This window comes from Cupriavidus basilensis, assembly GCF_000832305.1.
GTDB lineage: Bacteria > Pseudomonadota > Gammaproteobacteria > Burkholderiales > Burkholderiaceae > Cupriavidus > Cupriavidus basilensis_F.
The window spans coordinates 3,020,454-3,044,275 of the sequence record NZ_CP010536.1 but is presented as its reverse complement, the minus strand read 5'-3'; the positions used below and the strand labels follow the sequence as shown (position 1 = coordinate 3,044,275).

Sequence of the window (23,822 nt, the reverse complement as noted above, 5' to 3'; positions counted from 1 at the left end):
GCACGCAAGGGAGCGAGTGAGGGCGCGAGAATTGCCGAAAGCGCCGTCGCGCAAATGAGCACGGCCGGCTGGGCACGGGTGAAAGAGAGGTAACGACGTCGAAAGCGCCGTCCGCATGGTCGGAGAGAACGCCGGTGTGCTGCTTTGCGCAGCGACCCAGCGGGTTTCCGGCTGGCATGGCGGCGGTGCGGGCGCAAAGAGGCGTCATCGCACCGCGGCCGGCCGCGGAAGGGCTAGACGCGTCAAAGAGCAAGTTTGTCGTCACGGCAATGCTGCTTCGCTTCCTGACATCTCCTGGCGGGCGCACCTACTGCTTCTTGGAGTTCTGCGACCGGGCGCCGGTATAACCAGTCAGGCGGCGTTGGAAGCATGCCGGCGGCACCGTTTCCCGGTGCGGGCGGGACTTCTCTCACCAGAGTGGATGCCGGTTGGGCATCCACTATCAAATTCTGTTCTACCTGAACACTACTCCCACGTGACCGCCGTCAGCGCCGAAGTTGCCTTTGGGCGACTTCCTGCGCGGGCGATACCGTGCGTGCTGCGTTTTTGCTGCCATTTACCAGCCCCGGGCTCGCGTGGTACGCAAAGAAGCGGGAGGCTGGCAGGGTTGGCGGCAACCCGAAGTGTAAAATACGACGAATCGCCTACACCTGACTTGCGCTGCCGGTCTTTGGCCGGAACAGCGAGGAAATTATATTGAAAATGAATGAGTTACGCCATCAAATTGAAAAAGAGGTGCGGCCCGCCGCGGCCGGGCCCCAGGTGGCGTATGTAACGATTGGCGACGAAGCCGATGGCCAGCGTATCGACAACTTCCTCCTGAAGCTCTCGAAAGGGGTGCCCAAGAGCCATGTCTACCGCATCCTGAGGTCGGGCGAAGTGCGTGTGAACAAGGGGCGGGTCGACGCCACCTATCGTCTGCAGTTGGGCGACGTGGTACGGATTCCGCCAATGCGTGTGGCGGCTTCGGCACCTGATGCCGGCAAGTTCGTGCCGCCGGCCAGTTTTCCGGTGGTCTTCGAGGATGAATACCTGCTGGTGATCAACAAGCCTGCCGGCGTGGCCGTGCATGGCGGCTCCGGCGTGGCATTCGGCGTGATCGAGCAATTGCGGCGCGCCCGCCCGCAGGCCAGGTTCCTTGAGCTGGTGCACCGTCTCGACCGCGAGACCTCCGGCCTGCTGGTGCTGGCGAAGAAGCGTACGGCGCTGGTGAACCTGCATGAGCAGATGCGCGGCAGTGCGCTGGACAAGCGCTACTTCGCCTGCGTGGCTGGACATTTCGAGAATGCCCGGCAGCACGTGAAATTCCCGCTATATAAGTACACCACCCCGGAAGGCGAGCGCCGTGTGCGGGTGCAGGAAGATGGCATTGCCTCGCATACCGTGTTCAACCGGCTCGAGGTCATGCCAGGCTACACCTTGCTCGAGGCCGAGCTGAAGACAGGGCGGACCCACCAGATCCGGGTCCACCTGGCGCATTCCGGCTTCCCGATCCTGGGTGACGAAAAGTACGGCGATTACGCCCTCAACAAGGCGCTGGCCCGCAGCGGCGCCAATCCTGGGCTCAAGCGCATGTTCCTGCACGCGCACAGCCTGACATTCACGCATCCGATAAGTGGGGAAATCACCACTGTCGTTGCACCCATGCCGCCGGAGTGCGAAGCGTTCCTGCAGCAAGCCCGTAACCAGCGCGCCGCTGACTAAGGCGCTAACAAGGATATTCATGGCCAGGCAATGCTTCGACCTGATCGTGTTCGACTGGGATGGAACCCTGATGGATTCCACCCCGACCATCGCCAAATGCATCCAGCTGGCCAGCCGCGACCTCGGCTTGCCGGTGCCCGACGACAGCGCCGCCAGCCACGTGATCGGGCTGGGACTCAAGGATGCGCTGTCGTACGCCGTGCCCACGCTCGATCCCGCCGACTATCCCCGGCTGGCCGAGCGCTACCGTTTCCACTTCCTGACCCGCGACGCCGAACTGGTGCTGTTCGATGGGGTGCGAGAGATGCTGGAAGCCTTGCGCGCCGAGCATTATTTCCTCGGTGTGGCGACGGGCAAGACCCGCGTCGGCCTGCAGCGCGCCTTGGAAGCAACTGGCCTTGTGCGCTCGTTCGACGGCACGCGTTGCGCCGACGAGACCTTTTCCAAGCCCCACCCGGCCATGCTGCAAGAGCTGACCCGCGAACTGGGGCAGGACATGGAGCGCACGGTGATGATCGGTGACACCACCCATGACCTGCAGATGGCGGCCAAAGCCGGCGCGGCGGGCATCGGCGTGGGCTACGGCGCGCATCCCGCGGACGCCCTGCGCGCGATGGCGCCGCTGCATTGCGCGTCGTCCATCGCCGACCTGAAAGACTGGCTGCTGGCGCATGCTTGACGCAACGGGCCGGGGGATGACCGGCGAGCGTCACCTGTGTGCGGGCGAGGACCTGGCTGACGGTGGCGTCGGGGTGCGTTTTGTGGTCGAAGTGGGTGGGCGCCCCGTGAGCGCGTTTGTCGTGCGCTTCGAGGGGGCTGTCCACGGCTACCTGAACCAGTGCGCCCATGTGCCGATGGAGCTCGATTGGCAGGAGGGACAGTTTTTCGAGTCCTCGGGCCTATACTTGATGTGCGCGACACATGGCGCGGTTTATGCGCCGGACAGTGGTTTGTGCGTGGGCGGCCCCTGCCGGGGCGCTTCATTGGCCAAGCTGCGCGTCGAAGAGCGCGATGGCAATGTGTACTGGCTGCCGGAAAGTCCATACGAAGCACCCGCGGGCTAGCGGGCAGCCGGCAGGCCCGGTGCCCCCGGCCCGCCTATCTATTCATAATCAAGAGCCAACTGCATGACTGAACAGCAAAAACCGCCGCAGGACGAATCCGGCAAGGCGCAGGAACCGGTGGCTTCGGCCAGCGCCGGGGCGCCCGGGGCGGGGGATGATCGGCTGGAAACCGCTTCGCAGGCCGATTACCCGCTGGAGCAGGAGTTGCGCGCCGGAGATGCTGCTTCGCAGAAAGAAGCCGGCCAGCGCAAGGCGCGCATGGCCGGCCGTGACGTCGGCCCGGTCCCCACGGGGACAGGCTGGGAGCGGGATGTGCTGGAAAAGGTGCTGATGGCGACGCTGCGCGAGCAGCGCGCGGCACGCCGCTGGCGGATATTCTTCCGCTTCGCCGGGCTCGCCCTGCTAGCGCTGATTTTCTTTGCCGTTTTTGACTTCAAGGGCGACGGCACCATTGCCACGAGCGGTCGCCATACGGCAATGGTGTCGCTCGACGGCGAGATTGCTGCCGGGACTCCGGCCAGCGCTGAATCGATCAATGCAGCCCTGCAAGCCGCGTTTGCCGATACCAATGCCGCCGGGATTATCCTCAAGATCAACTCGCCGGGTGGCTCGCCGGTGCAGGCTGGCATGATCAATGACGAGATCCGGCGCCTGCGGACGCTTTATCCCGCCAAGCCGTTCTACGTGGTGGTGGAGGAGATCTGCGCCTCGGGCGGCTATTACGTGGCGGCGGCGGCCGACAAGATCTATGTCGACAAGGCTAGCATTGTCGGCTCGATCGGCGTGCTGATGGACGGCTTTGGCTTTACCGGGCTCATGGACAAGCTGGGTGTCGAGCGCCGGCTCTATACCTCCGGCGCCAACAAGGGCATGCTCGACCCGTTCTCGCCGCAGGTGCCGAGGCAGAAACAATACGCCGAAACCATGCTCAAGCAGATCCACCAGCAGTTCATCGACGTGGTCAAGGAAGGCCGGGGCAATCGCCTGAAGGACGATCCGGACCTGTTCTCCGGCTTGTTCTGGTCCGGCGAGCGCAGCGTTGAGCTGGGCTTGGCCGACGGCCTGGGTAACGCGGACTACGTGGCGCGGGATCTCTTCAAGGCCGAGGACATCGTCGACTACACCGTCAAGGAGAATATTGCGGAGCGGGTAGCCAAGCGCTTCGGCGCGGCGATGGGCACGGCGGTGATGAAGACCATGCTGTTCGGCACGCGCGTGCAGGCTATGCATTAAGCCGGCCGGGCTGAACTCGGAGCAGAAAAATGGGGCGCAAACGCCCCATTTTTCGTTTGTTTCCTCGTTTGCCGGCCGTCGCTCAGGCTGCCAGCAAGGAGAAGATGGCCGGGCGCTTGTTCAGTGCCAGCCGCTCCGGGCGCCAGTCGGAGATGGGCAGCGTGACGATCGTCTCGCTTGGCAAGGTCAGGTCTACCGCGATCGACAGCAGGCTGGTGCCTGCGCAATGCTGGCGCATGGCTTCCAGCAACGGGCCATTGCGGTACGGCGTCTCGATCCAGACCTGGGTCTGGCGCGCTTTGCGCGATAGCTGCTCCAGCTCGCGCAGGCGCTTGGCGCGCTCGCCGGCATCCACCGGCAGGTAGCCGTTGAAAGCAAAGCTCTGGCCATTGAGGCCGGACGCCATCACGGCCAGCAGGATCGAGCTCGGGCCCACCAGCGGGCGCACGCGCACGCCCTTGGTGTGAGCCAGGCGCACCAGGTTGGCACCGGGATCGGCCACCGCCGGCACGCCGGCTTCCGACAGCAAGCCGCCGTCGCGCCCTTCGCGGATCGGTGCCAGCAGGGCGGCCAGTTCGCTTTCCCGCGTATTGACGTTGAGTTCGCGGATCTCGATCTGCTGGATTGGCTTGGCCAGCGGGCAGGTTTCGCTGAGTTTCTTCAGGAAGGCGCGTGCCGTCTTGGCGTTTTCCGCTACGAGGTAGTCCAGGCCGGCCGTGATCTGCTGCACGCCAGCCGGAATGACATCCGCGAGCGGGTCGAACTCGTCGCGTTTGCCCAGGGTGTTGGGGATCAGGTACAGGGTGCCGCTCATGCTTGGGTTCTCATTTGTCTTCTGTGGCTTGGCGCAAGGTGGGCGAAGCCCTCAGTCCTGGAAGAAAGGGTAGCCGGCCTGGCGCAGCATATTGGTCAGCGCGATCAGGGGCAGGCCTACCAGCGCGGTGGGATCGTCGGACTCCATATGCGAGAGCAGGGCGATGCCCAATCCTTCGGATTTTGCGCTGCCCGCGACATCATAAGGCCGCTCGATGCGCAGGTAGGCATCCAGTTCCTGGTCGGGAAGGTCGCGGAAAGTCGCGCGCGTCTGGATATCCGCCAGCTGAGCCTCGCCGTTACGACTGTCAAGCAGGCACAACGCGGAGTGAAAAGTGACGGTGCGGCCGCGCATCCACTGCAATTGCGCCAGGGCCTTCTCGTGGGAGCCGGGCTTGCCGATCTGCCTGCCGTCCAGCGTGGCGACCTGGTCGGAGCCGATGACCAGGGTGCCGGGATGCCGCTCAGCAATGGCCTGTGCCTTGGCGTGGGAGAGCCGCAGCGCGGTGGCCTCGGGGCTTTCGCCAGGCTGCGGGGTTTCGTCGATGTCCGGAATCGCCACCTCGAAAGGAATGCGCAGGCGCTCCAGCAATTCGCGGCGATAACGTGAGCTGGAACCCAGGATCAGGGTGGGGCGGGAAGTTTGCGGCATAAGTAATTGAGCGAAAAGGGAAAGCGGCGAATGGCCGTCTTCCGAAATTTTGACCGCGGCAGCAGAATCGACGTATAATCTCGCGTTTAGCCAAGCAAGTCCGGCGCAATACCGTGCTTTTTCCGGTGTTGTGTGGTTTCCGAGTCACGTTTCGACGGTGCGTATACGGGCATGTGTCAGGTATACGTAAAAAAGCGTCGAAGCCGCGATCCTCCGGGATGCCTCCCGGCATGACGGCACGATAAGACATGACCCAGCCGATTGACCTGCGCGCGCTCGATCTCTTTGCGTTTTGCCGCGCTGGCGACGACGCCACCGGCGAAGTTGCCGCACGCGATTTGCCGCGCATCATAGCCGAGACTGCGGCGCAAGCGCCAGCGTCGGCGCCGGACGAGGTGTTCAGCTACGCGCTTTCCGGCTTTGTCGAGGAAGAGGCGAGCGAGCCCGGCAAGCCCGCGGTGGAGCGCCTGTTCATCGACCTGGCCGTGAATGGCCGGGTCTGGCTGGACTGCCAGCGCTGCCTGCAGGTCTACGAACAGCTCATCGCCACGGACATGTGTTTCGAGGTGGTCGCCAGCGAGGCGGATGCCGATGCGGCGCCCATGGACGACGACGAGCTCGATGTGATTGTTGGCTCCAAGCGCTTCGACCTGCTGACGCTGATTGAAGATGAAGTGCTGCTGGCTTTGCCGGTGGCGCCCAAGCATGACGTTTGCCCCACGGTGCACGAAAGTCTCGTGACCGGGGTGGACGGACAGGCGGAACCTGAACCAGAGGTTCTGCCGGAAGAAGAAAAACGGCCTTCGCCCTTTGCGGCGCTGGCTGGCCTGAAAACGAAGCACTGAAGCTGGTTCGCCGGCATCTGGCAACGTTCGAGGGCACCAGGATCAGCATCCGGCCGGGCCCGGCTACGCCTCGTGCGGGATGCGTGTGTTACCATTGAAAAATTCTCGAAGGAGTCATCATGGCAGTTCAACAGAACAAGAAGTCGCCCTCCAAGCGCGGCATGCATCGCTCGCACGACCACCTGACCACGGCAGCGCTGGCAGTGGAGCCGACCACGGGCGAAACCCACCTGCGTCACCACGTGAGCCCGAACGGCTACTATCGTGGCCGCAAGGTCATCAAGACCAAGAACGACTGACAGATCGTTCGGCGTGACTTTGCGTCTCGTACGCGCGCGTTGGTAGGTCAAAAACAAAAAAGCGGCAAAATCGTTGCCGCTTTTTTGTTGCGCGCTCGCAGCGTAAACCGTAGCGCAGGCTTCCATCGAGCCGATTTGCGCCGCCGGCTCAAGCTGGGTGCATGGCTAGGTGCCATGCGCGGCGGCGAGGGCTGCGCCAGATCTTGCCGTGGAGCGCTCCGGGAGTGCCGTCGGGTTGCCACCGGCTGGTCAGGGTCAAGCCTGCCCGGCTCGGGAGCCAGGATTTCAAGTCACGCCGACCAGCGCTTCTGCACCAGGAAACAATGACGATCAAACTAGCTATCGACTGCATGGGTGGCGATCACGGTGTCTGCGTGACCGTACCGGCGGCGATCAGTTTTCTCTCAAGCCATAGCGACGCCGAAGTGGTGCTGGTCGGCTTGCGGGACAGCATCGAGCCGCAGCTCAGGAAGCTGCACGCGCTCGACCATCCGCGCGTGCGCATTGTGACCGCGTCCGAAGTCATCACCATGGATGACCCCGTTGAAGTGGCGTTGCGCAGGAAGAAGGATTCCTCGATGCGCGTGGCGGTGACCCAGGTCAAGGAGGGGCTGGCTGGCGCATGCATCTCGGCAGGCAATACCGGCGCCCTGATGGCGGTGTCGCGCTATGTGCTGAAAACGCTCGAAGGCATCGAGCGGCCGGCCATCGCCACCACCATTCCCAACGAGCAGGGCTGGGGTACCACGGTACTCGACCTCGGTGCCAATGCCGACTGCGAGCCCGAGCATCTGCTGCAGTTCGCGCGCATGGCAGAGGCCATGGTTGCCGTGGTGGATCACAAGGAACGCCCGAGCGTCGGCCTGCTTAACATTGGCGAGGAAGTGATCAAGGGCAACGATGTGGTCAAGCGTGCGGGTGAGCTGTTGCGCGCTTCGGAACTCAACTTCTACGGCAACGTGGAAGGCAATGACATCTTCAAGGGCACCACCGATATCGTGGTGTGCGATGGCTTTGTTGGCAACGTCGCGCTAAAGAGCAGCGAAGGGCTGGCCAAGATGATCGCCAACATGATCAAGGAAGAATTCACGCGTTCGTGGTTTACCAAGCTGCTGGCGGTCCTGGCTTTGCCGGTACTCAAGCGATTGTCCCGGCGCCTTGACCCGGCACGCTACAACGGCGCTTCCCTGCTCGGCTTGCGCGGGCTTGTCGTCAAAAGTCATGGTTCCGCCGACGCGCACGCTTTTGAGTGGGCTATCAAACGCGGGTATGATGCGGCCAGGAATGGTGTGATCGAACGCACCATTCAGGCCTTCGCCAACAAGTCAGGTAACAGCACTCCGGCTACCGGCCCGCAGTCAGGCGCCGAGGATTCCAGTCCAAGCCCGCACGCCGCCTGAGGTCTTGATGTAGATGCCGCGGGCGACGACCCGTGGCCAGACGATCGATCCGACATTACATGACAAGCTACGCAAAAATCATCGGGACCGGGAGCTATTTGCCTCCGCGGCGCGTCACTAACCAAGATATCGCGGCGCAACTGGCTGAGAAGGGCATCGAGACCAGCGACGAATGGATCTTTTCGCGCAGTGGCATCTCGGCCCGCCATTGGGCCGAGCCGGATGTCACCAGCAGCGACCTCGCCGTCAAGGCGGCGGAGCGCGCGCTGGAGGCCGCTGGCATCGATCGCCAAAGCATCGACCTGATCATCGTTGCCACTTCCACGCCCGATTTCGTCTTTCCCAGCACCGCCTGCCTGGTGCAGCAAAAGCTTGGCATCACCAACAACTGCGCGGCGTTCGACCTGCAAGCGGTGTGCTCCGGCTTTGTCTATGCGCTGGCCACCGCCGAGAAATTCATCCGCAGCGGTTCGCACCGCAATGCGCTGGTGATTGGCTCGGAAGTGTTTTCCCGCATCCTCGATTTCAACGACCGCACCACCTGCGTGCTGTTCGGCGACGGCGCCGGCGCAGTCGTGCTGTCGGCCTCCGAGGAGCCCGGCATCCTGTCGTCGGCGATGCACTCCGATGGCAGCCACGTGGATATCCTGTGCGTGCCGGGCAACGTCGCGGGCGGCAATATCACCGGCAACCCCTTCCTGCACATGGATGGCCAGGCTGTGTTCAAGCTGGCGGTCACCGTGCTCGACAAGGTAGCGCGCGAAGCACTCGCGGGCGCGCAGTTCCCGGCGGAAAAGGTTGACTGGCTGATCCCGCACCAGGCCAATATCCGCATCATGCAAAGCACGGCCAGGAAGCTTGGCCTGCCCGCCGAGCGCATGGTGGCTACGGTGCATGAGCACGGCAACACCTCGGCTGCCTCGATCCCGCTGGCGCTCGACGTGGCGGTGCGCGATGGCCGCATCCACGCAGGGCATCACGTGCTGATGGAAGGCGTGGGCGGCGGCTTCACCTGGGGCGCGGTACTGCTGCGCATGTAATATTCGGGCCGGCGCGGTGGTGTCATGCCGTTGCGCCGACCTGGCGCTATTCATCTTTACGATTCGATTGCGATGAAATTCTCCTTTGTATTCCCAGGGCAAGGCTCGCAGGCAGTTGGCATGCTCAACGCCTTTGCCGGCAATGCGGTAGTTCGTGCCACGCTGGATGAGGCATCCGCCGCGCTTGGGCAGGACCTGGGCCGACTGATCGCCGAAGGCCCGGCCGAGGACCTGAACCTCACCACCAACACGCAACCGGTGATGCTGACCGCCGCGGTGGCCATCTACCGCGCCTGGCTCGACGCCGGCGGCCCGGCTCCGGCCGTGGTGGCGGGGCACAGCCTGGGTGAATATTCCGCGCTGGTGGCAGCCGGGGTGATCCCCTTCGCTGACGCGGTGCCGCTGGTGCGTTTTCGCGCACAAGCCATGCAGGAAGCCGTGCCGGTTGGCGAGGGCGGCATGGCGGCCATCCTGGGCCTGTCCGACGATGACGTGCGCGCCGCCTGCGCTGAAGCGTCGGCGACCGGTGCCGGCGTGGTGGAGGCCGTGAACTTCAACGCGCCGTTGCAGGTGGTGATCGCTGGCAACAAGGGTGCCGTGGAGAAGGCCTGCGAAATGGCCAAGGCACGTGGCGCCAAGCGCGCGCTGCCGCTGCCGGTGTCGGCACCGTTCCACTCGTCGCTGCTCAAGCCCGCATCGGACCGCCTGCGCGAGCGCATGGTCGACATGGTGTTTTCCGCACCGTCGATTCCGCTGGTGAACAACGTCGATGTGGCCATCGTCAATGACCCGCAAGCCATCAAGGACGCGCTGGTCCGCCAGGCCGCAGCCCCGGTGCGCTGGGTCGAGTGCGTGCAGAAGATCGCTGCTGAAGGTGTGACCCATGTGATTGAGTGCGGCCCCGGCAAGGTGCTGGCGGGCATGACCAAGCGCATCGACGGCAGCCTGGTGGGCGGAGCGATCTTCGATCCGGCCTCGCTGCAGGACACGTTGGCGCTGCTGAAGTAAACAAGGACCAACGCAATGACAAAATTTCTGGAAAACCAGGTCGCGCTGGTAACCGGCGCATCGCGCGGCATTGGCCGCGCCATCGCGCTGGAGCTGGCCGCCCAGGGCGCCACGGTGGTAGGTACCGCCACCAGCGAGGCCGGTGCAGCTGCCATCAGCGAATACCTGGCGGCAGCCGGCGGCAAGGGCCGTGGCGCCGTGCTCAACGTCAATGATGCGGCAGCGTCAGAAGCGCTGATCGACGAACTGGTCAAGGCACATGGCAGCCTGGGCGTGCTGGTGAACAATGCCGGCATTACCCAGGACCAGCTCGCCATGCGCATGAAGGACGAAGACTGGAGCGCGGTGATCGAGACCAATATGACGGCGGTGTTCCGCCTGTCGCGCGCCGTGCTGCGCCCGATGATGAAGGCCCGCGGCGGCCGTATCATCAACATCACCTCGGTGGTCGGCTCGACCGGCAACCCAGGCCAGATGAACTACGCGGCTGCCAAGGCAGGCGTGGAAGGCATGAGCCGTGCGCTCGCACGCGAGATCGGCAGTCGCAATGTCACCGTCAATTGCGTGGCGCCGGGCTTCATCGATACCGACATGACCAAGGTTCTGTCGGAAGAGCAGCATGCGGCACTGAAGACGCAGATCCCGTTGGGCCGGCTCGGCCAGCCGGAAGACATCGCACATGCGGTGGCTTTCCTGGCAGGCCCGCAGGCGGCCTACATCACAGGTACGACGCTCCATGTGAATGGTGGCATGTACATGAATTGATCGCCTTGCGCAGTGATCGGGTTCGAGGGAGAAGCCGGTAGAAGCTGTGTGAAGTGGTTATTTTTAAAACTGATCGGGCGTAGTTCTTGCAATAGATGGCGGGGGGCATTTTTATGGCCCAAACCTGCTAAAATGCGCCCACTTTTTGTCGAACTTCCCTGGAGGGTTACATGGACAATATCGAACAACGCGTCAAGAAAATCGTGGCAGAGCAACTCGGCGTGGCCGAGGCAGACATCAAGACCGAATCGTCGTTTGTGAACGACCTGGGCGCTGACTCGCTCGACACGGTTGAGCTGGTGATGGCGTTGGAAGATGAATTCGGCATGGAAATTCCTGATGAGGAAGCCGAGAAGATCACGACCGTGCAACAGGCAATCGATTACGCCACTGCACACGTCAAGGCTTAAGCCTGTCGTATCTGAATTCCGAGCCACAGAAGGCAGGCGCGTGGGCCTATGGGTCCGCTGCGCTGTTTTCTGTGGCTTTCGTCTGTTCGCAGAAGCACAATTGGATGCGTTGCGCCGGTGCCGGTGCAGCCAGTTGCTGGCCTTTGGCCGGCATCGATTCCCAATCCGGTTTTGCTTCACGTATCCGTAGGAAATCATAGTGAGCCGTCGTCGCGTCGTCGTCACTGGGCTTGGCCTTGTGTCTCCGGTCGGAAACACGGTTGCCGAAGGCTGGGCCAACCTGGTCGCCGGCAAGTCCGGCATTGCCACCGTCACCAAATTCGATCATTCCGCGCTTGCCGTGCACTTCGCTGGCGAGGTCAAGGGGTTCAATGCCGAGGACTACATCCCGGCCAAGGAAGCCCGCCATATGGATACCTTTATCCACTATGGCATCGCAGCGGGTTCGCAGGCGCTGAAGGATAGCGGCTACGAAGTGACCGAAGCCAATGCCGATCGCATTGGCGTGCTGGTCGGATCGGGCATCGGCGGCCTGCCGATGATCGAGGATACCCACGCGGAGCTGACCAATCGCGGCCCGCGCCGGATCTCCCCGTTCTTCGTGCCTGGCTCGATCATCAACATGATCTCGGGCCACCTGTCCATCATCCATGGACTCAAGGGCCCCAACCTGGCCGCGGTCACGGCCTGCACCACCGGCCTGCACAGCATCGGCCTTGCGGCCCGCCTGATCCAGGCGGGTGACGCCGACGTGATGCTGGCCGGTGGCGCTGAATCCACCGTCTCGCCGCTGGGCATCGGCGGTTTTGCCGCAGCGCGTGCGCTGTCGACCCGTAACGATGACCCCGCAGCCGCCTCCCGCCCCTGGGACAAGGATCGCGATGGCTTCGTGCTGGGCGAGGGCGCCGGTGTGGTCATGCTCGAGGAGTACGAGTCGGCCAAGGCTCGCGGCGCCCGGATCTATGCGGAGCTAATCGGCTTCGGCATGAGCGGCGACGCTTACCACATGACCGCGCCCAATATGGATGGCCCCCGCCGCTGCATGGCCAACGCCCTTAGGGATGCTGGCATCAATGCGGACGAAGTCGGCTACCTGAATGCGCACGGGACCTCGACTCCGCTTGGTGACAAGAACGAGACCGAAGCGATCAAGCTGGCTTTTGGCGATCACGCCTACAAGCTGGCTGTCAACTCGACCAAGTCGATGACCGGTCACCTGCTGGGCGGCGCGGGCGGGCTTGAGTCGGTCTTCACTGTGCTGGCGCTGCACCACCAGGTGTCGCCGCCGACCATCAACATCTTCAACCAGGATCCCGAATGCGACCTGGACTACGTGGCTAATACGGCGCGTGACCTGAAGATCGATGTGGCGGTGAAAAACAACTTCGGCTTCGGCGGCACCAACGGCACGCTTGTCTTCCGTCGCGCCTGAACCCGGCGGCCGCCGGGCGGCTTTCCCTTTGCGTTTGGTCGGGGCCCATCCCTTGCGGTGGGCCTTGGTGCTGATCCTCGCCTGCGAGCTGGCAACGTTCGCGTTGCTGGCCTCGCAAGGCGTGCAGGAATTGGGGCGCTCGGTGCAACGCTGGGAATTCACGCAGTGGCTGTTGGCAGGCGGCTTGGCCGGGATGTGCGGCTGGCTGGCCTGGCATTGGCCCAAGCTCTGGCACGGCGCAGCCTGTACCTACGGCGGCCTTGCGCCAGGGCGGGATCGCACTGGCCGGCCTGGCATTGTGGTTGATATGCCGGACGGCAGCCGCGCGATAGCGAGGGTGGAATCCAGTTGGGAACTGGGCGAGCTGGCGCTCGTGCTGGCCTTGGAGCCGGTAGCCGGACAGCCACCACGTGTGCTGGTGGTCAATCGCGCATTTGCCGGTGCCGGCGCTTTGCGCGCCCTGAGGCGCACTATTCGGGTTGCGCGCCGCGAAGGCCCGGCGGCCGGCGAGGCTGGCTGATGCGCGGCTATTTCAACCATTCTTCACAATATGCGTTGCAACGCACTGACCGTGCGGCCGGCAACGTAGGTAAAATACAACGTTTGTCGTGAAGACGATACCAAGAGATACACTGCAGGTGAAATATTCGTGAGCGAACGCGAAGCCGATCAGCTCCTCGTTGAACGCGTCCAGCAGGGCGATAAGCGGGCCTTTGAATTGTTGGTGGTGAAATACCACCGCAAGATCATCAGGCTCATTTCGCGTTTGGTGCGGGATTCCGCGGAAGTGGAGGATGTGGCGCAAGACGCCTTCATCAAGGCGTATCGTGCATTGCCGCAATTTCGCGGTGAGTCGGCGTTCTACACCTGGTTGTACCGGATCGCGGTGAACACGGCGAAGAACTACCTGGCCACCCAGGGACGCCGCCCGGAAGCCTCCAGTGATATCGATGCCGAAGAGGCTGAAACTTTTGCGGACGGTGAGCAACTAAGAGATATCAATACGCCGGAGTCGATGCTTCATACCCGCCAGGTGGCCGAGACGGTCAACCGTGCGATGGAAGCACTGCCCGAGGAATTGCGCACCGCCATCACCCTTCGCGAGATCGAGGGCCTCAGTTATGAGGAGATCGCGGAAGCCATGGGTTGCCCGATCGGCACGGTCCGGTCACGCATCTTCCGGGCGCGCGAGGCGATTGCCGATAAATTGCGCCCGCTGCTGGGAACGGCAGAGGGCAAGCGGTGGTAGCAGGTAGTGATATCTAGCGGTAAGCAGTAAATAAAATGTCGTGCGGCCAGCGTTGCAGCCTATTCCTGCATCGAAAAACGACAAAGCTGTAGACGGGATTGTCGGTTGTTCAATGGTTTTTCTAGGGGTGGGAAATGGGTCAGGCTCATAAGCAGTCGGTTCATGAAGAGGAAGCAGCGGAGCAAATCTCCGTGCTGATGGATGGCGAGCTGGCGCCGCACGAAGTAAACGCAGTGCTGGACCTCGCGAAAAGTGAGGCAGGCATGGCGAGTTGGGCCTCTTATCAATTGATTGGCGATGCCCTGCGTTCGGAAGAACTGACGCATGCCGGCTCGACCGATGACTTTCTTTCCCGGTTTTCCGCTCGTCTGGACAGTGAGCCGCATGTGCTGGTGCCCGCCGTCGCCAAGGCGTCGTCGGCTCATCGCCTGCTGTTCAAGCCGTCGTGGGTGCGGCGCGTCATGCCGAGCACCGCGATTGCCGCTGCAGTGGCCGCCGTCAGTTGGGTAGCCGTGCCGCAGATGCGCGGCGCCGCCGACCTCGGCACGCCGGATGCGGTGGTGGCGCGTGTCGAGCAACCTGCAGCGCCCAAGGCTGGCGGTATCGTGACTGTCTCCGCCGATAACGCGCAGATGATCCGCGATCCCCGTCTGGATGAATATCTTCGCGCTCACCGCGTCTCGGTTGCCACCGATGCGGTTGTGCCGACCATGCGCCAAGTGGCTAACAGCGCAAACTTCTCTCAGGACAATTCGCAGGAATAATGCCGGACATGCATAAAGGATGGTCGCCCGCCAACGTAGCGGGCGCACACAGAATCAGGGCCCTTCGCAGGTCCTTTTTTCTGGCCTTGTGTCTGACTGCGGCTGCGGCAACTGCGCAGCCGCCGGACAATACGCTGGCCCGTCGCGACGCAACGGCCTGGCTCAACAAGATCCATCGCGCGGCCCAGCGCGAGAATTATGTCGGCACGCTGATTTATCAGCGTGGCAGCGTGATGCATGCATCGCGTATCCAGCACTACAGCGATCTCGTCAACAACGAGTATGAACGGCTTGAGACCCTCGACGGCAAGCCGCGCGAGGTGCTGCGCCAGAACGACATCGTCCACAGCCTGATTCCCGAGGCCAAGCTGGTGGTGGTGGAGAAGCAGGAGGCCAAGGATCGTTTTCCGGCGCTGCTGGCCACCAACAAGAGCGATGTGCTCGACATCTACGATATGCGCAAGCTTCCGGGCGAGCGCGTGGCTGGTGTCGAGTGCGAGGTTTTTTCGCTCGAGCCGCATGATGCGGCGCGCTACGCCGTGCGGCTTTGGGCCGAGAAGAATTCCGGCTTGCTGATGCGTGCACAGACCCTGGGCGAAGGTGGCAAGGTGCTGGAGCAGGTTGCTTTCTCGCAAGTCGATATCGGCGTGCCGTCGGAAAAGCAGCGCATTCTCACGGCCATCAAGAACTCCGGCTCCTGGACTCATTATGAGGTGACCAACCATCCGGCCAATATTGCCGACGAAGGCTGGAGCATCGCGGTTCCGGTCAAGGGGTTCCTGAAGATCCGCGAGGTTCGCCGCCCGCTGGGAGAGCTGCGCGCACCGCAGGCCAACCCGCGCGGCAATGTCTTCGAAGTGCTCCAGGTCGTCTACAGCGATGGCTTGACCGGCCTGTCGGTGTTTATCGAGCCGGTTTCCGAGCAGCGCGTGCGCCGCGAAGGCGTCGCCTCGCTGGGTGCCACGCAGGTCGTGGTACGCCGCGTAGCCGATTTCTGGATCACGGTGGTGGGCGAAGTCCCGCCGGCCACGGTGAGGCAGTTTGCCTCGGCGGTAGAATACAAATCACCGAAGGCCCACTAGGCCGGATCGCGGTGTTGCCGCAGGCGTGAACATCGCCTGTGGGCCGCCGCCGATCGGCAACCCTGCTGCCTGTGCTTTCTTCCTCTTTTCGCTGATTTCCCGGGAGTCGACGATGTCACCAAGATCTCCAGCCTTGGCTCGGACCGTGCTCATGGCTGCCATTCTCGCCTTTGCGCCCTTTGTCGCGGAGCTGAGTCACGCGCAGGCCGCCGCGCCGTCCTATAACCTGCCCGACTTCACCGATCTGGTGGAAAAGGCCGGACCGGCTGTCGTGAACATCCGTACCACCGAGCGTGTGCGCGCGCGCGGCACGCCGGGGGGGGCGGAAGATGACGAAATGGCAGAGTTTTTCCGCCGTTTCTTTGGCGTGCCCATGCCAGGCGCACCCACGCCGCCGGGTGCCCCGCGCCGTGGCCAGCCGCCGCAAGGCGAAGAGCAGAGTCGTGGCGTGGGGTCGGGTTTTGTCATCAGCCAGGATGGTTATGTGATGACTAATGCCCACGTGGTTGCCGATGCGGAAACCATCTACGTCACGCTGCCCGACAAGCGTGAATTCAAGGCCAAGCTGATCGGCTCGGACAAGCGCACCGATGTCGCCTTGCTCAAGGTCGACGCGACCGGCCTGCCAAAGCTGACGCTGGGCGATTCGGACAAGGTTCGCGCTGGCGAATGGGTGCTGGCCATTGGTTCCCCCTTTGGCCTCGATAACACGGTGACTGCCGGCATTGTCTCCGCCAAGGGGCGCGATACCGGTGACTACCTGCCGTTCATCCAGACCGATGTGGCGGTCAATCCCGGCAATTCCGGCGGTCCGCTGATCAACCTGCGTGGCGAAGTGATCGGCATCAACTCGCAGATCTATAGCCGCAGCGGTGGCTATATGGGTATCTCCTTCGCCATCCCGATCGACGAAGCCATGCGGGTCACCGAGCAGCTCAAGGCGACCGGCAAGGTCACGCGCGGACGCATCGCGGTGGCAATCGGGGATGTGACAAAGGAAGTTGCCGATTCACTCGGCCTGGGTCGTGCCCGGGGCGCGCTGGTCGGCAGCGTCGAGCCCGGCGGCCCTGCCGAGAAGGCGGGGATCGAGGCCGGTGACATCATCCTCAAGTTTAACGGCCGCGACATCGAGAAGGCGTCGGATCTGCCGCGCATGGTTGGCGACATCAAGCCGGGCACGCGTGTTCCGCTGCAGCTCTGGCGCAAGGGCGCGACGCGCGATGTGTCCATCACCGTGGCCGAGCTGGATGTGGATGCGAAGGTGAAGACCCGTGGCAATGGCTCGCGCGACGATAGCACCCCGCCGGCAGCCAAGCCCAATGCGCTTGGCTTGATCGTCAACGAGATTCCCGATGCAAAGCTCAAGGACCTCAAGATCAAGTCGGGGGTCGAGGTCGAGCAGTCGGATGGTCCGGCGATGCGCGCCGGCATTCGCCCAGGTGACATCATCCTGCGGCTGGGCGACAGCGATGTGACCAGCCCCAAGCAGTTCAACGAGCTGGTCAAGGGACTCGACAGAGCCAAGATCGCAGCGGTGTTCGTGCGCCGCGGCGATGCCACCCAGGTGCTTACCTTGCGGCCGGGCACGATGTCCTCGCGCTGACAGCCGCCGCCATCATGGCCGAGCTCACGCTGTATGGCAGAAGCTACTGCCATCTGTGCGAGGACATGAACATCGCGCTGGAGCCGCTCCGGCGCGATTTTTCCTTTGTCCTGCACGAGGTGGACGTGGATGCGGATCCGGCGGCCATGGCTCGTTTCGACGAGCTGGTACCCGTGCTGATGGCCGGGTCCCCGGCCGCCCCGGACGTGGAGCTGTGCCATTACTTTCTTGACGAAAAGCGGGTGAGGGCGTGGTTGGCCGCACATGTGGGGCCGCGAGCTGGCTAACGGGTGGGCAATGGGGCTGCAGATGGCATATAAGTGCGCCCGGCGAAGCCTGGTTCGGCTGCGGGGCTAGCGCCGTGGCCCATTTCGCAATACGGAAGTCCTTGAAAATACGGTAAAATCGCACTTTGGCGCAAAGTCTGCGTCACCAACCTGCGGCCGGGATCGGCGTGCGCCCCGCAGGGCGCCAGTTCCAGGCCGTTCATAATTGCTGCGCCGCCCGGCGTGCCCACGTGGGCACTTCGTGGCCTGAAACGGCGCACCCCTGAGCATCAGATGGACCATATCCGCAATTTCTCGATCATCGCCCACATCGACCACGGTAAATCGACCCTGGCCGACCGCATCATCCAACTCTGCGGAGGCCTGTCCGATCGCGAGATGGAAGCGCAGGTGCTTGACTCGATGGACATCGAGAAGGAGCGCGGCATCACCATCAAGGCGCAGACTGCCGCACTGAGCTACAAGGCGCGTGACGGCAAGATCTACAACCTCAACCTCATTGACACCCCGGGACACGTCGACTTCAGCTATGAAGTGAGCCGCTCGTTGTCCGCCTGCGAAGGCGCGCTGCTGGTGGTCGATGCATCGCAGGGCGTGGAAGCGCAGACCGTCGCCAACTGCTACACCGCGATCGAACTCGGCGTGGAAGTGGTGCCGGTATTGAACAAGATCGACCTGCCGTCGGCCGATCCCGAAAACGCGATCCGCGAGATCGAGGAAGTGATCGGCATCGACGCGCACGACGCCACGCCTTGCTCGGCCAAGACCGGCCTCGGCGTGCAGGACGTCATCGAGGCGATGATCGCCCGCGTGCCGCCGCCCAAGGGCGATCCCGCAGCCCCGCTGCAGGCCCTGATCATCGACTCGTGGTTCGACAACTACGTGGGTGTGGTGATGCTGGTGCGCGTGGTCAACGGCACCCTCAAGCCCAAGGACAAGGTCCTGCTGATGGCCACGGGCTCGCAGCACCTGGTCGAGCAGGTCGGCGTATTCTCGCCCAAGTCGCTGCCGCGCGAATCGCTGCAGGCGGGGCAGGTGGGCTTTGTGATCGCCGGCATCAAGGAATTGAAGGCCGCCAAGGTGGGTGACACCATCACCACGATGGCGCGCAAGGCGGCCGAGCCGCTGCCTGGTTTCAAGGAAGTCAAACCGCAGGTCTTCGCCGGCTTGTACCCGGTGGAAGCCAACCAGTACGAAGCGCTGCGCGAATCGCTGGAAAAGCTCAAGCTCAACGACGCATCGCTGCAGTACGAGCCCGAGGTGTCGCAGGCGCTTGGCTTTGGCTTCCGCTGCGGCTTCCTTGGCCTGCTGCACATGGAGATCGTGCAGGAGCGCCTGGAGCGCGAATTCGACATGGACCTCATCACCACCGCACCGACGGTGGTGTACGAGGTCGACATGCGCGACAAGACCAAAGTGATCGTGGAGAACCCGGCCAAGATGCCGGACCCGAGCCGCATCGAGAACATCCTCGAGCCCATCGTCACGGTCAACCTGTACATGCCGCAGGCCTACGTCGGCTCGGTGATCACGCTGTGCACGCAAAAGCGCGGCACGCAGATCAACATGAGCTACCACGGCAAGCAGGTGCAGCTTACGTATGAGATTCCGATGGCGGAAATCGTCATGGACTTCTTCGACCGGCTGAAGTCCGTGTCGCGCGGCTATGCCTCGATGGACTACGAGTTCAAGGAGTATCGCGCCGCCGACGTGGTCAAGGTGGACATCCTGATCAACGGCGACAAGGTCGATGCCTTGTCCGTGATCGTGCACCGCTCCAATTCGCAGTACCGTGGCCGCGAAGTCGTATCCAAGATGCGCGAGATCATCCCGCGTCAAATGTACGATGTAGCCATCCAGGCCACCATTGGCGTCAACATCATCGCGCGCGAGAACGTTAAGGCGCTGCGCAAGAACGTGCTCGCCAAGTGCTACGGCGGCGATATCTCGCGCAAGAAGAAGCTGCTGGAGAAGCAGAAGGCGGGCAAGAAGCGCATGAAGCAGGTGGGTTCGGTCGAGATTCCCCAGGAGGCCTTCCTGGCGATCCTGCAGGTGGGCGACAAGTAAGCCGGCTGGACCGCGCCGGCGCTGCCGGCAGACTCCTGGCAGTGGTTGACGCGGCCTCTATCAAAACAACACGACGATCTAGCCGACATGAATTTTGCACTGATCCTTTTTGTGCTTGTGGTTATTACGGGCATTGCCTGGGTGGCCGACAAACTGGTGTTCGAGAAGCAGCGGCGGCTTTCCGCCCAGTCCGCGCTGGCTGAGTTCGATGCGCGCAAAGCTGATCTCCAGGGACGCTACGGCGTCGGCGAGATCGACACCTCGCGTAGCCGCCTCGCCGAGGAAAAGCTGCGCCAGCCTTGGTGGCTGGAGTACTCGGCAAGCTTCTTCCCGGTGATCCTGGCCGTGTTCGTGCTGCGCTCTTTCGTGGTCGAGCCATTCAAGATCCCGTCCGGCTCGATGATCCCGACGCTGCTGATCGGCGACTTCATCCTGGTCAACAAGTACGACTACGGCATCAGGCTGCCGGTGGTGAACAAGAAGATCCTCTCGGTCGGCGACCCGAAGCGCGGCGACGTGATGGTGTTCCGCTACCCGAAGGATCAGTCCCTCGACTACATCAAGCGTGTGATCGGGGTGCCGGGCGATGTGGTGAGCTACCAGAACAAGCGCCTGACCATCAACGGCAAGGCAACCGATTACAGCCCGCTGCCCGATTACCTGGATGAAGAACGGCTTTCGTATTCGAAGCACTTCCGCGAGAAGCTGCCCGACGGCCCGGAGCACGGTATCCTCAACGACGCCGACCGGCCGCCGTTTGTCTCCGGCGCGGACCCCGATTTTCCGTTCCGCGAAAACTGCACTTACAATCAGCAAGGGCTGACCTGCAAGGTGCCGCAAGGTCACTATTTTGTGATGGGCGACAACCGCGACAACAGCCTGGATTCACGTTATTGGGGCTTCGTGCCCGATCAAAATATTGTCGGCCGGGCATTCCTGATCTGGATGAACCTCGGCAATATCGGACGCGTGGGGGCGTTCAAGTAAGCCTTCCGCGGCGCGAATAAATCACTCCAGTCAAGCGAGGGAAAGCGCAACATGGGTCAACAGGGTCAGAGTGGTCAGAAGGGTCAGGCTGGTCGACCGGCACTGGCAGAACAGGCAGAACAAGCAGAACAGTCGGATCAATCGCGTCGGGAGGTTGGTTCAAAGAGAGGGAGCGCACGCCTGGCGGGGCGGTACAAGGTGCGCGGATTCTCCCTTGGCAGCTTGCTGATCGTCATCTTGGTCGTCGGAGGCATCGTGATCCCGGCGGTCAGGGCGATCCCAAGCTTGCTGGAGTATTTTTCGGTCAAACGCGCCGTCGGTTATGCCAGGCAACAGGCATCCAACAAGCGCGAAGTGGCCGATTATTTTGCCAAGCAGGCACAGATTGACCGTATCACCGCTGTGCGCAGCGACGATCTGGACATTCAGGAGGACGACAATGGCACGATCCGCTCGGTGGGTTTTTCCTACCGTAACGAGGTGCCGTTATACGGCCCTCTGAGCCTTATGATTACCTATTCGGGAACGCAGTACTGACATGAACCTCGATGCCTTGCAGCAACGCCTCGGCTACCGCTTCAGCAAGCCAGAATTGCTGCAGCAGGCGCTGACGCACCGCAGCCACAGTGCCTTGCACAACGAGCGCCTGGAGTTCCTGGGCGATTCGGTGCTGAACTGCGCCGTGGCCGATATGCTGTACGGCATGTTCAGCAAGCTCGACGAAGGCGATCTATCCCGCGTGCGCGCCAACCTGGTCAAGCAGCAGGCGCTGTATGAAATTGCGCAGATGCTGCAGTTGTCGGAGGCGCTGCGCCTGGGCGAGGGCGAACTGAAGAGCGGCGGTTTCCGCCGTCCTTCGATCCTTGCCGATGCGCTGGAAGCCATCGTCGGCGCCGTATTCCTCGATGCCGGCTTCGAAGGTGCGCGCACACTGATCCGCAAGCTCTACATCCCCATCCTCGAGCAGGTGGATCCGCGCACGCTGGGCAAGGATGCCAAGACGCTGTTGCAGGAGTACCTGCAAGGCCACAAGATAGCCCTGCCGCAATATAACGTGATCGCCACCCATGGCGCCGCGCATAATCAGCAGTTTGAAGTCGAGTGCACCGTGCCTAAACTGGAAGTGCGGGTGTTCGGTACCGGCGCGTCGCGCCGTGCCGCCGAGCAAGCCGCAGCCAAGCTGGCGCTCGACGAGGTGCAAAAGCTCGTGCCCCAGTTGCTCAAGCGCAGCCGGGCCGAGCGCACCGGCAAGACGCGCAAGCAGCCGGTGCCGCCCGATCCCCAGTTGTCTCTCAGGTTGAAGGAATGACCGAATCTACCAATCCGCAGCAAGACGCCGCGGATATCCCAGGCGCAGCCTTTCGTTGCGGTACCGTGGCCATTGTCGGGCGTCCCAACGTCGGCAAGTCCACGCTGATGAACGCGCTGGTTGGCCAGAAGGTCAGCATCACCTCTCGCAAGGCGCAGACCACGCGCCACCGCATCGTTGGCATCCAGACCACCGAGGACGCCCAGTTTGTCTTCGTCGATACGCCGGGTTTCCAGACTCGCCATGCCAGCGCGCTGAACCGCTCGCTGAACCGCGCCGTCACCTCGACCCTGTCTTCGGTGGACTTGGTGCTGTTCGTGGTTGAGGCCGGCTACTACGGCGCCGACGACGAGAAGGTGCTGTCGCTGCTGCCCAAGAAAGTGCCGGTGCTGCTGGTCACCAACAAGCTGGATCGCCTTGGCGCGGACCGGGCTGAGGTGATGATGCCCTTCCTGGAAAAGATGGGGCACCAGTTCCAGTTCGCGGAAGTGGTGCCGATGTCGGCCAAGACGCACGATCACATCGAACGCCTGCTCGCCATCATCCGGCCTTACTTGCCGGAAGGCGAGCCGATGTACGACGCCGACTCCATGACCGATCGCAGCGAGCGCTTCATGGCCTCGGAGATCATCCGCGAGAAGGTCTTCCGCTGGACCGGCGACGAGTTGCCCTATACCAGCACGGTCATCATCGAGAAATTCGAGACCGAAGGCCGGCTGCGGCGCATCTTTGCCACCATCCTGGTCGAGCGCGACGGGCACAAGGCGATGATCATCGGCAACAAGGGCGCCAAGCTCAAGACCATTTCCACGGAGGCCCGCATCGACATGGAGAAGCTGTTCGACGGCAAGGTCTACCTGGAGATGTTCATCAAGGTCAAGAGCGGCTGGGCCGACAACGAAGCTGGATTGCGCGCCTACGGCTATGAGTGATAGAGCGGGCGGGCCTGCCCTGAAGGCCCGCCGCATTGACCCGGTGGTGGAAGAAGCCGCCGAACTGCTGGGCAGCCATGCCGTGCCTGGCATGGCAGTGGCGGAGCAACGCGCGATGATGGATCGCGCGTTGCGCATTGTGCCGGCGCGCACCGAGCTGCGCGTCGCCAACCAGCCCGGCTTCGTGCTGCATGCCTGGCCTTACCGCGAAACCAGCCTGATCCTCGACGTGTTCACGCGTGACCACGGCCGCGTGGCCATGGTGGCCAAGGGGGCCAAGCGGCCGCATTCGGCGCTGCGCCCTGTACTCCAGCATTTCCAGCCGATCTCGCTGTCATGGAGCGGCCGCGGCGAGGTCAAGACGCTGACGCGCGCGGAGTGGGTTGGCGGCATGCTGCCGCTGGCAAGCGACGCCTTGCTCTCGGGTTTTTATCTCAACGAATTGCTGCTGCGCTTTTGCGCCCGCGAAGACGCCCACGTTACCCTGTTTCGCCAGTACATGGCCACGCTGACCCAGCTCTCGCACGGCGAGCCGGCTGGCCTGGTGCTGCGCGGCTTCGAGCGTGTGCTGCTGCAGGAAACCGGCTTCGCGGTGGCTTTCGACGAGTGCGCCAATTCCGGCGAGACGGTCGAGCCGGAACTGGACTATGTCTACCAGCCCGAGCGGGGTGTGCGTCGCGCCCAGGCCAGCGATCCATCATCCTGGCCGGTGGTTTCCGGGCGGACGCTGCTCGACATGTCGCAGGACGACTATAGCCGTACGCAAACTGTCACGCAGAGTCGTGCCCTGATGCGCTTCCTGCTGCATTATTATTTGCAAGGCGCGCCACTGAAGACGCGCCAGATCTTGATCGACCTGCACTATCTCTGATTTATT

At 62.9% G+C, this 23,822-nt stretch carries 26 protein-coding genes; 24 read left to right on the top strand and 2 right to left on the bottom strand.

Annotation, left to right across the window (positions count from 1 at the left end):
• Positions 1-702 precede the first annotated feature (702 nt).
• The 4 genes from RR42_RS14155 to RR42_RS14140 all read left to right on the top strand — a co-directional run bounded on the left by RR42_RS14155 (position 703) and on the right by RR42_RS14140 (position 4,001).
• The gene (locus RR42_RS14155; RefSeq protein ID WP_043347918.1) at positions 703-1,704 is read left to right on the top strand and encodes an RluA family pseudouridine synthase; all 1,002 of its coding nucleotides are present in this window, start codon (positions 703-705) and stop codon (positions 1,702-1,704) included.
• Positions 1,705-1,723: 19 nt separating this feature from the next.
• Entirely contained in the window at positions 1,724-2,383 is a 660-nt protein-coding gene (locus tag RR42_RS14150) for an HAD-IA family hydrolase (protein WP_043347914.1), read from the top strand.
• Positions 2,376-2,768, top strand: a complete 393-nt coding sequence (locus tag RR42_RS14145; RefSeq protein ID WP_052494627.1) for a Rieske (2Fe-2S) protein — start codon at positions 2,376-2,378, stop codon at positions 2,766-2,768. Before RR42_RS14150 ends, RR42_RS14145 begins: the two co-directional genes overlap by 8 nt.
• Positions 2,769-2,831: 63 nt before the next feature.
• On the top strand, positions 2,832-4,001 hold the full coding sequence (locus RR42_RS14140; protein WP_043347910.1) for a S49 family peptidase: 1,170 nt from the start codon (positions 2,832-2,834) through the stop codon (positions 3,999-4,001).
• Positions 4,002-4,083: 82 nt separating this feature from the next.
• Here the strand turns inward: RR42_RS14140 and RR42_RS14135 are convergent, their stop codons facing one another.
• Positions 4,084-4,815 (bottom strand): SAM-dependent methyltransferase, encoded by a 732-nt coding sequence (locus RR42_RS14135; RefSeq protein ID WP_043347907.1) that lies wholly within the window; start codon positions 4,813-4,815, stop codon positions 4,084-4,086.
• A 51-nt stretch (positions 4,816-4,866) separates the two neighbouring features.
• Positions 4,867-5,466, bottom strand: coding sequence for a Maf-like protein (locus RR42_RS14130; protein ID WP_043347904.1), 600 nt, complete (start codon positions 5,464-5,466; stop codon positions 4,867-4,869).
• A 248-nt stretch (positions 5,467-5,714) separates the two neighbouring features.
• On the opposite strand from RR42_RS14130, the gene RR42_RS14125 reads away from it, so the two are divergent.
• From RR42_RS14125 to recO, 20 genes are all read left to right on the top strand, one after another.
• Positions 5,715-6,311 (top strand): DUF177 domain-containing protein, encoded by a 597-nt coding sequence (locus RR42_RS14125; RefSeq protein ID WP_043347901.1) that lies wholly within the window; start codon positions 5,715-5,717, stop codon positions 6,309-6,311.
• A 119-nt stretch (positions 6,312-6,430) separates the two neighbouring features.
• Positions 6,431-6,610 carry a 50S ribosomal protein L32 gene (gene rpmF, locus RR42_RS14120; RefSeq protein WP_006158597.1) on the top strand — a complete coding sequence of 60 codons (180 nt, stop codon included), beginning with the start codon at positions 6,431-6,433 and terminating at the stop codon, positions 6,608-6,610.
• Positions 6,611-6,933: 323 nt separating this feature from the next.
• Positions 6,934-8,010: a phosphate acyltransferase PlsX gene (gene plsX / locus RR42_RS14115; RefSeq protein WP_043347896.1), complete on the top strand. Its 1,077-nt coding sequence runs from the start codon at positions 6,934-6,936 to the stop codon at positions 8,008-8,010.
• A gap of 59 nt (positions 8,011-8,069) precedes the next feature.
• The gene (locus RR42_RS14110) at positions 8,070-9,050 is read left to right on the top strand and encodes a beta-ketoacyl-ACP synthase III (RefSeq protein ID WP_043347892.1); all 981 of its coding nucleotides are present in this window, start codon (positions 8,070-8,072) and stop codon (positions 9,048-9,050) included.
• A gap of 72 nt (positions 9,051-9,122) precedes the next feature.
• Entirely contained in the window at positions 9,123-10,058 is a 936-nt protein-coding gene (gene fabD / locus RR42_RS14105) for an ACP S-malonyltransferase (protein ID WP_043347888.1), read from the top strand.
• Positions 10,059-10,073: 15 nt separating this feature from the next.
• Positions 10,074-10,823 (top strand): 3-oxoacyl-ACP reductase FabG, encoded by a 750-nt coding sequence (gene fabG / locus RR42_RS14100; protein ID WP_043347885.1) that lies wholly within the window; start codon positions 10,074-10,076, stop codon positions 10,821-10,823.
• A gap of 170 nt (positions 10,824-10,993) precedes the next feature.
• On the top strand, positions 10,994-11,233 hold the full coding sequence (gene acpP, locus RR42_RS14095; protein ID WP_009522116.1) for an acyl carrier protein: 240 nt from the start codon (positions 10,994-10,996) through the stop codon (positions 11,231-11,233).
• Positions 11,234-11,432: 199 nt separating this feature from the next.
• Positions 11,433-12,665 carry a beta-ketoacyl-ACP synthase II gene (gene fabF, locus RR42_RS14090; RefSeq protein ID WP_043347879.1) on the top strand — a complete coding sequence of 411 codons (1,233 nt, stop codon included), beginning with the start codon at positions 11,433-11,435 and terminating at the stop codon, positions 12,663-12,665.
• A gap of 52 nt (positions 12,666-12,717) precedes the next feature.
• Positions 12,718-13,185, top strand: a complete 468-nt coding sequence (locus tag RR42_RS14085; RefSeq protein WP_236701913.1) for a hypothetical protein — start codon at positions 12,718-12,720, stop codon at positions 13,183-13,185.
• 129 nt (positions 13,186-13,314) lie between these two features.
• Positions 13,315-13,914: an RNA polymerase sigma factor RpoE gene (gene rpoE / locus RR42_RS14080; RefSeq protein WP_006158605.1), complete on the top strand. Its 600-nt coding sequence runs from the start codon at positions 13,315-13,317 to the stop codon at positions 13,912-13,914.
• 134 nt (positions 13,915-14,048) lie between these two features.
• Positions 14,049-14,678 carry a sigma-E factor negative regulatory protein gene (locus RR42_RS14075; protein WP_043347871.1) on the top strand — a complete coding sequence of 210 codons (630 nt, stop codon included), beginning with the start codon at positions 14,049-14,051 and terminating at the stop codon, positions 14,676-14,678.
• An 8-nt stretch (positions 14,679-14,686) separates the two neighbouring features.
• The gene (locus tag RR42_RS14070; protein WP_043352097.1) at positions 14,687-15,760 is read left to right on the top strand and encodes a MucB/RseB C-terminal domain-containing protein; all 1,074 of its coding nucleotides are present in this window, start codon (positions 14,687-14,689) and stop codon (positions 15,758-15,760) included.
• A gap of 151 nt (positions 15,761-15,911) precedes the next feature.
• The gene (locus tag RR42_RS14065) at positions 15,912-17,363 is read left to right on the top strand and encodes a DegQ family serine endoprotease (protein ID WP_419188860.1); all 1,452 of its coding nucleotides are present in this window, start codon (positions 15,912-15,914) and stop codon (positions 17,361-17,363) included.
• Between the two features lie 14 nt (positions 17,364-17,377).
• Positions 17,378-17,650 (top strand): glutaredoxin family protein, encoded by a 273-nt coding sequence (locus RR42_RS14060; protein WP_043347865.1) that lies wholly within the window; start codon positions 17,378-17,380, stop codon positions 17,648-17,650.
• A gap of 273 nt (positions 17,651-17,923) precedes the next feature.
• On the top strand, positions 17,924-19,717 hold the full coding sequence (lepA, locus tag RR42_RS14055) for a translation elongation factor 4 (RefSeq protein WP_043347862.1): 1,794 nt from the start codon (positions 17,924-17,926) through the stop codon (positions 19,715-19,717).
• Between the two features lie 87 nt (positions 19,718-19,804).
• Positions 19,805-20,704, top strand: coding sequence for a signal peptidase I (lepB, locus tag RR42_RS14050; protein ID WP_043347859.1), 900 nt, complete (start codon positions 19,805-19,807; stop codon positions 20,702-20,704).
• Positions 20,705-20,755: 51 nt separating this feature from the next.
• Positions 20,756-21,241 carry a DUF4845 domain-containing protein gene (locus tag RR42_RS41750; RefSeq protein WP_419188859.1) on the top strand — a complete coding sequence of 162 codons (486 nt, stop codon included), beginning with the start codon at positions 20,756-20,758 and terminating at the stop codon, positions 21,239-21,241.
• A 1-nt stretch (position 21,242) separates the two neighbouring features.
• Positions 21,243-22,013, top strand: coding sequence for a ribonuclease III (gene rnc / locus RR42_RS14040; protein ID WP_020205117.1), 771 nt, complete (start codon positions 21,243-21,245; stop codon positions 22,011-22,013).
• Positions 22,010-22,945, top strand: a complete 936-nt coding sequence (gene era, locus RR42_RS14035) for a GTPase Era (RefSeq protein ID WP_043347855.1) — start codon at positions 22,010-22,012, stop codon at positions 22,943-22,945. Before rnc ends, era begins: the two co-directional genes overlap by 4 nt.
• A complete protein-coding gene (gene recO, locus RR42_RS14030) occupies positions 22,938-23,816 on the top strand; it encodes a DNA repair protein RecO (protein WP_043347851.1) in 879 nt (292 codons plus the stop codon). Before era ends, recO begins: the two co-directional genes overlap by 8 nt.
• Positions 23,817-23,822 lie beyond the last annotated feature (6 nt).